The sequence below is a fragment of the Natrinema sp. H-ect4 genome (assembly GCF_041894845.1).
Classification (GTDB): domain Archaea; phylum Halobacteriota; class Halobacteria; order Halobacteriales; family Natrialbaceae; genus Natrinema.
Genome location: NZ_JBHDYC010000023.1, coordinates 38,940 through 46,017 on the forward strand (window position 1 = coordinate 38,940; position 7,078 = coordinate 46,017).

General features: G+C 60.0%; 4 protein-coding genes. 3 read left to right on the forward strand and 1 reads right to left on the reverse strand.

The window, feature by feature from the left end; translation table 11 throughout:
• The first annotated feature begins 952 nt into the window (after positions 1–952).
• The 3 genes from ACEWFR_RS21005 to ACEWFR_RS21015 are packed head-to-tail and all read left to right on the forward strand — an operon-like array spanning position 953 to position 6,595.
• On the forward strand, positions 953–1,777 hold the full coding sequence (locus ACEWFR_RS21005; RefSeq protein ID WP_374062876.1) for a hypothetical protein: 825 nt from the start codon (positions 953–955) through the stop codon (positions 1,775–1,777).
• Complete coding sequence (locus ACEWFR_RS21010) at positions 1,774–3,030, forward strand: hypothetical protein (protein ID WP_374062877.1); 1,257 nt, start codon at positions 1,774–1,776, stop codon at positions 3,028–3,030. The genes ACEWFR_RS21005 and ACEWFR_RS21010 overlap by 4 nt, the downstream gene beginning before the upstream one ends.
• Positions 3,023–6,595: a UvrD-helicase domain-containing protein gene (locus tag ACEWFR_RS21015; RefSeq protein WP_374062878.1), complete on the forward strand. Its 3,573-nt coding sequence runs from the start codon at positions 3,023–3,025 to the stop codon at positions 6,593–6,595. The genes ACEWFR_RS21010 and ACEWFR_RS21015 overlap by 8 nt, the downstream gene beginning before the upstream one ends.
• 69 nt (positions 6,596–6,664) lie before the next feature.
• On the opposite strand, the gene ACEWFR_RS21020 is transcribed toward ACEWFR_RS21015, so the two are convergent.
• The coding region (locus ACEWFR_RS21020; RefSeq protein ID WP_374062879.1) for an RNA-guided endonuclease InsQ/TnpB family protein at positions 6,665–7,078 on the reverse strand (414 nt) is incomplete at its 5' end.

Genomic DNA, 7,078 nt, shown 5'->3' on the forward strand with positions numbered 1-7,078 from the left:
ATGGTATCTGGAATTTTTCCCGGATACGAAAAAATATTGTCTATACTATTAGCTATCCGAACAGATTAGTGGCTTGCAACAGAAATAAGAAACGCATCGATCGGCGACAGGTGTGCAGCAATACCTGTTGTCGAAGTAAACTGCGGGCCCCGAGTTAGGGGCTCGGGCCCGCTGGGTTCCCGTGCCTAATTCACGGAAACCACTATGAATGACGTAACCACGCGACTTGAAAGATTCGACCCGGTTATTGGCCGACGAACAGACTCGTTAACGACACTGTCGATCCAATGGAAATGTTTGAGACGTGATGCCAGCCCTTGTGAGTCACGACCACTGGAAAGGCAAGTCGTGGCAGTGAATGCATGACTGCGAATACTGACGCGGAGGAGGCTTCGTCTCTAACTAGCGATGCAGAAGAATCTGGTCATCATCGGCAACATTCGCCATCGACGGATACCGAATGTGGACACTGGGCCAGTGACGGTGGTGGTCATCTTACTGGGCTGGTTGCGAAACTATGGTTTCTCGTGAGTAATAGGGTCGCGCTTCGTTCGCAACCCGAAGAGGGTGGCCGGGAGTCCACTCACGAGCAGTATACGCAGGCAGAGATACGGGTGGCAGCCCAGCAGGTGTTGACGGGGTGGGTGGTGACGGAGGCTGATGCTGTCGCGTGTGATGCATGTAACCGGTCGCTCCGGGACGGGGATACGATCACGGTACGCGTTCGACGGCCGTTAGAACGGCTTGCGTGGCAGGTTGATGCCCGCACCTGTCATGCGTGTGAGTGTCCACTTAACCCGGATCCATTGTCGCTCGATGTTGTTGCGTCAGCGCGGCTTGTTGAGCGGCGGACGGTAGCGCAGACGACACGGTTCGTGGTAGAGGCCGTCTCAGTCACTGGCGTGGCTGGCAGTCAAGGTGGATGCGGTAAAGCGGGACTGGAGGGTGCTGAATGACGGGGTCGAGAGAGGGTGACGAGAGGTCCGCGCTCCCTGATGGGGTCTCCGTGTCTATCGGGACGGTAGAGCCACTGCTTAATCAGGCTGGACAGACTCAGTCGGCAACAGATCTCGTCATTGCCCCAGTCGAACTGCATCGGCGGAATCTGAAGCGTCGACTGACGAACGCTGGTCTACCGCTGGATGCGTTTCGGTTTACGGAGCCGGGACATGTTGCGTCACTGGTTCTGGCGAAGAAGGGGCGTGCAACCGGGTCGCTTGATCGTGTTGACCGGCTCGCGTTGCTCGGAGAGATTCTGGCGGAAGAGACCGAGGTGACTGACCGTTTTCGCATGATTCTCGGTGGGAAGCCGGGCCAGAACGGGAAGGCGGTTGAGCAGGTCCGAACAGAACTTGAAGCGATGACGAACTATCACCCAGCACGTGTTGATGGGTTTCGCCGGGTGGCTGAATCGGTACCGACTCCCATCGACGCCGACGCTGGCGATGTTCTTACTGGCACGATCGCTGTTGAGCGGGAGTTGGGACGGCGAACGTCGAAAGCGACGTCTGAGAGGGCGATTGTGCGCCGTGCGACTCGTGCGTTGGCTGGTGCTGACGGGTCGGCCTGGGCTGAGGCGTTCCCGACTGTCGAACGAGTGGTTGTTGTTGGGTTGAGTACTGTTCCGGCCCCGCTCGTTGATCTGGTGGCTGCCATCGCCGCAACGTGCGACGTCGAGGTGCGCTGGATGCTCCGGCGTGGAACGGGCCCGTTTCTGAAGACGCGGCTCACAGAGCTGTTGGCAGTTCCGACACCGGGCCGGGTGGTGGTTACATGACCGGCTTGCCGGGTCGGCTGGACCTGGATGCGGCGGACGTGACGCCGGACGTGCCGGTTGCGGAGCTCACGACAACCACACGGCGTGCGGAGACACGAGCGGTGATGGCGGTCGTCGCTAAACTTCGAGCACATGGTGTTCCTGTCCGGGATATCGTCGTAGTCGCGCGTGACCTAGAGAGGTATGAAGAGCCGCTCACTCGAGCGGCTGTTCGATACGGTATTACACCGGTGTTTTGGACGCAGATCGACCTTGTCACATCGCGGCCGTACCGGCTGGTGATCGCGCTTTGTGAACTGATTGCTGCGTCGAACCCGGCTCGTGATGTTCTGTTCCGGCCGTTGGAACTCGGGTGGGTGCCGCAGGATTCAGGTGACGAATGGCCGGTTCCGGCCGAGACAGTGGTGGAGCTGTATCACGAGACACCGAGTGGATCACGCTCGGTCGAAGCATGGCAGTCGCTCCTACAAGATGCAGCGTGGGCGGACCCACGAATCATCGAGTTCGTTGAATGGGTTGTGACGTCTCCGAATCCGTCACCGGAGACCGTCGCTGATGTGCTCGGTAGTGTCGTAGCGTCGTACCGCGAGTCGGTGTTGCCACAGCAGCAGGCGACGGATTCGCCGGCGTTGTTGGAGACGGAAACGGCTGCGCGTGCGGTCGTCCGGATGGAGACACTCGTCGAGCAGGTTGAGAGCAAGTATGCACAGCGGGTAGCCGATGGGTGGAGTGACGAATCGTGGGTGACGGTGGCCAGTATCTGCGAGTCGCTAGCGACGCAGCGCCCCGGTCGGCGGGAACATGCAAACGCGCTAGCCCTTGACATTCTGGAAGCAAACGACATTTGGGCCCGGAAGATCCCGTTCGTCATCGCCGTCGGGCTTGTCGATGGTGAGTGGCCACGGCAACGAGGAAGTGTTGTGCCGGCAGAGCTTCAACACGCCATCCTCGCCGGGACTGGGCCGGCGAAACGACTGTCCCCACAGACAGCGTGGATGGATGGCCGTGACCACGATCACTTCCTGGATACGGTACAGGCAGCCACAACGGGTCTCATTGTCACGCGACACTCACATGACGTCGAGCGGAACCGACGGTTTCGGTCACCGTTACTCGACTCCCTCGATGTCGAACCCATCAGCACTGCTGCGCGCCGCCGACTTCTGAGCACTGAGCGGGCGTTGCCGGACGTGATTCGGTCGATGCTACCCGGTGAGGCGTCAGCGTCCATGGGGGTGATGCCTGATGACTGACTCGACGGGGAAAGCCGATGATCCGACTGAACGCGAGGGGCCGATCGTCCTTCGGAACGCGCAACGACGGATTCGGAACGCGTACTTTGACCATGATTCCGGGCTGTTCATCTTGGATTCGAACCCGGGAGTGGGGAAGACGGTGACAAAGACTGATATCGGGGCTGAGGAACTCTTGCGACGGTTTGTCAATGGTGATGAGACGCCTGAGCAATCGCTCTGTGTGATTTCGTTCAATCGGGATGAAGCAGCTGCCTTTGTTCCCGACTTTACTGCACGACTTCGTGAACTCGTCGAACACGACATGACACCGGTTGCGGCGGCTGTCTCAGACGATGAGCGACAGTATCTGGCTAACCGGGTCAGGCATGCCCCGCATTTTGGAACAATTGATAGCGTGTTTCGACAGATTTTGGGGGAGTTCGCGGCGACGGTCGGATTCGATGAGATGCCGAGCGTTGGCAATGAGGGGCAACTCACCCGTCTGCACGGAGACTGTTATGAGGCGCTCGTGTCGAATCCGGCATATGCGGAGGCCGTCGACGTCGTTGACTCTGCGTACCCGCCGGGTGAGTACGACGATGGGCTGAGTGCGTTGTTACGCCAGGCTCTCGAGCAGTGTCGGGCCCGTCGTCTGACGACGGCGGAGTTCACTGCGGAACTCCACGCGACGATTGAGTCAGTGTATGCGGAAGGGGAGACGACGTCGTTTGATGATATCGCTGCTGCGCTTGCCAGGTGTGTTGGGTCTCAAGCGGCGACAGAGGCTTGCAAGGCGCTTGATGAGACTGACCGTGAGCAGCTGGTTGCCGCCGACCAACAGCTGCAGGCGGCGTGGAGCGAGACGGTGACTGCGTTCGGGACGCTTCTGGACGCTTACCGGAATGCGTACGAGACACGGAGTCGGGAGCGCGGCGTCATTTCACATACGGACTGTGCGTTCTTGGTCGCTGAGTTCCTTTCCGGGGCCCGCGGTGCCGGTGACAGCGCGACTGCGAAACGGGAGCGGGTGCTGGCGCGATATCGGGAGCGCATCGAGAGTGTCATTATCGATGAGGCGCAGGATGTTTCTGAACTGCAACACGCGGCGCTTGCGCAACTTGTGGGTGAGGATTGCCGCGTGCTTGCAGTTGGAGACCTTCAGCAAACAATCTACGAGTGGCGTGACGCACATCCGTCGCTTTTCAACCGCGCTGTCGAGGAGGGGAAGTATCTGGGTGTCGACTGGGAGACACATGTGACTGAGACAGCAGTGACGACGTACCGGTGTACGCCTGACATCGCCGCTGCGATTAACGCGATTGCTGAACCGGCACTCACTGACCCGGACCGCGGGGGTATCGGCAACCTCGACGTCGCGTACACACCGCTTGACACTGCACGCGACGCGACCGATGGGCCGAGCGTCCATGTCGCCGCGTTCACGACCGATGCGCGTCCTGGATCACCAGCCTATGTCGCCCCTGAGAGGGGGAAAGGGGAAGCCGGGATTTTGGCGACCTATATCGCTACTGGGCTTGCCGACGGGACACTCACCGATAGCGAGAGCGATGACCAGCCCGATGTAACTGTCCTGTTCCGGTGGCGCACACACATGTCACGGTACGCTGAAGCATTCGAGGCGGAAGGCCTCTCCGTTGCAAACGCCTCCAACTACCTCTTCGAATGCCCTGCTGTCAAGACTGTCCTCGACGTCGCTGAGTGGCTCGTCGATCCCGCCGATACGGACCGACTACAGACACTCGTCACTGACACCCCACTCGGTCTCTCCACCCGTACAGATACCTGCAACACGGCTACCTGGAGTCTCGATGCGATCCGCGACGACACCGAGACCGCCGACCAGCAACGGGATGTCCGTGACCGACTCGCCCACCTCCGAGAGAAGCGACCCGCATTCCGGGCGCAGTCGGCCGCTGCCAGTATCGCCGACATTATCGAGATACTCGCTCTTCGTGCTGACCCGAACGACCACTTCACCGCCGTTGCTCCATCACAACGCATCGCCAACCTAGACGCACTCGTACAGCTCATCACCCGCTGGGAAGGCGACTCGATAGCCGATCTGAGCGACGTCATCGATGTGTTCACTCCAGTTCGGAACGAACCATATACTGGGCCAACACAACCGGTGGCCACCACCGATGAGCACGACGTCGTATTTAAGACGGTCCATCAGGCGAAAGGCGATGAAAGCGACGTTGTCGCACTCGCCGATCTCGGCTGGTCACTCCGCAAACTCGGCCCAACCAGCCAGCGCTTCGTCGCTACCGGGCCGATGCTTGGCATCGCACCGCCAGTGAACGCCGCTGCACCGGACATCGACCCCCTCTCCGCGTTCACGCGTGGTCTCTATGACCCACGTACCGATGATCGCGTCGGCTCGACACCATTCCCTATCGACGTCGGCCTTCGATGGGCGAGCGAACACTGGGCAGACACCGTCATCACCGGTCACTCGAGTACGGGACTTGTCGGGCATGACCGCGTTCAAACAGCATCCCGGCGTACCCGCGCCGAGGCATTCCGAATCCTGTTCGTAGCCCTCTCCCGAGCCAAACAACATCTCGTTGTCCCGCTTCCCCGCGACATACCTGGCCCCGAACACCCACGGGATCGATGGCTCGAAACCATCCGTGACGGGTTGCAGTTCGACGGGACACCTGCTGCCGGCACGTACACCCTCGACGTCGAAGGTCCGAACGAGTCTACTCGGCGCATCGACGTCGCCGTCAATGCTGTCGACACATCTGCAAGTCAGGCAACCCATTCCCACTCAACCACGCCGACACCGTTCGTCGCATCAACACCGCCAGACAGAGACGACCTCGCAGCGCTCGTACCACGATTCCTTCAGCCCAGCACAATCCACCCGCTCCTGAAAGACCAGGATCGATATCTCCTTGATCATCTACAGGGCCGGCCACTTCACACGGACACAGACGCTGTAGACGGCGAGTTACCACTCACCCTCACCGCGTTCGACACCGAAGACGTCGGGAAACTCTGCCACAGCGTCCTCACCCGCTGTGTCGATCGGGGCATGTCGAAAACAGCCATCCGAACGCAGGGTGGCGATATCGAACAAATCATTGCAGAGGAACTCCACCGCCATGGGCCACCCGCGAACGAGGCTGAACGCGACGGCCTGATCGAGTTCCTCACCGAGTTCGTCCTCCCCAACTTCGTCGCCTCAGAGCTCTGGAGCCAGTTAGAACAAGCAGCCGAAATCCACGTCGAAAAGCGACTTCGCGGTCACGTCAGACGCGACGACGTCGAATTCGAAATCGAAGGGCAGGCAGACGTCGTGATGCAGAACCCGGACGGGTCATGGGTGATCACCGACATCAAAATCGCACTTACAGAGCTGACCACCGAGATACAACACCGCTACCGAACACAAATATCATGGTACGCCTCACTCCTCGCCGCCGAAAACAACGTGGAGGGACCAATCACCTGCGCCATTGAGACATTCGGCGCAGCCACCAACCGACGCGACTCACAGATACCGCTCCCAGCGGTGCAACAACGGCTAGACAAACTACTCAACGGAGGTGGGTGAAGATATCGGCGTTGAGTGTATGGAGAGTCAAGGAGAAAGTCTCGCCCTTCAGGGCGGAGAGGATGTGAACTACCCCGCCCTGCTCGGCCTGACGGCCTCGCTGAGGACGGGGCTTCCTGTTTCTAAGACGCGCTTTGCAGGAACCGAATCGGTTCCCATAGGGAGCGCAGTCTCCGCAGGCATTGAATCGGGGTGAACCACCCCTACTTCGGTGAGTCCGCGAGAAAGGATGTTGTAGGCGGCGTTGCGGTCGCGGTCCGCCTCGAATCCGCATGAGGGACACGAGTGTTCGCGTACCCACAGCGGTTTGTCGGTCGCAACGCCACAGTTGGAACACTCTTTGGTCGTTCCAGCCGGTTCGACGGCCGCGAAGTGCGTGCCTTCGCGGTCGCACTTGTATTCGAGCATCCGAAGGAACGTTCCCCACGCCGCTCCGGCGCGGTTGCGGCTGTTCGAGGGGAGTTCCATCAATCCCTTCGCGTC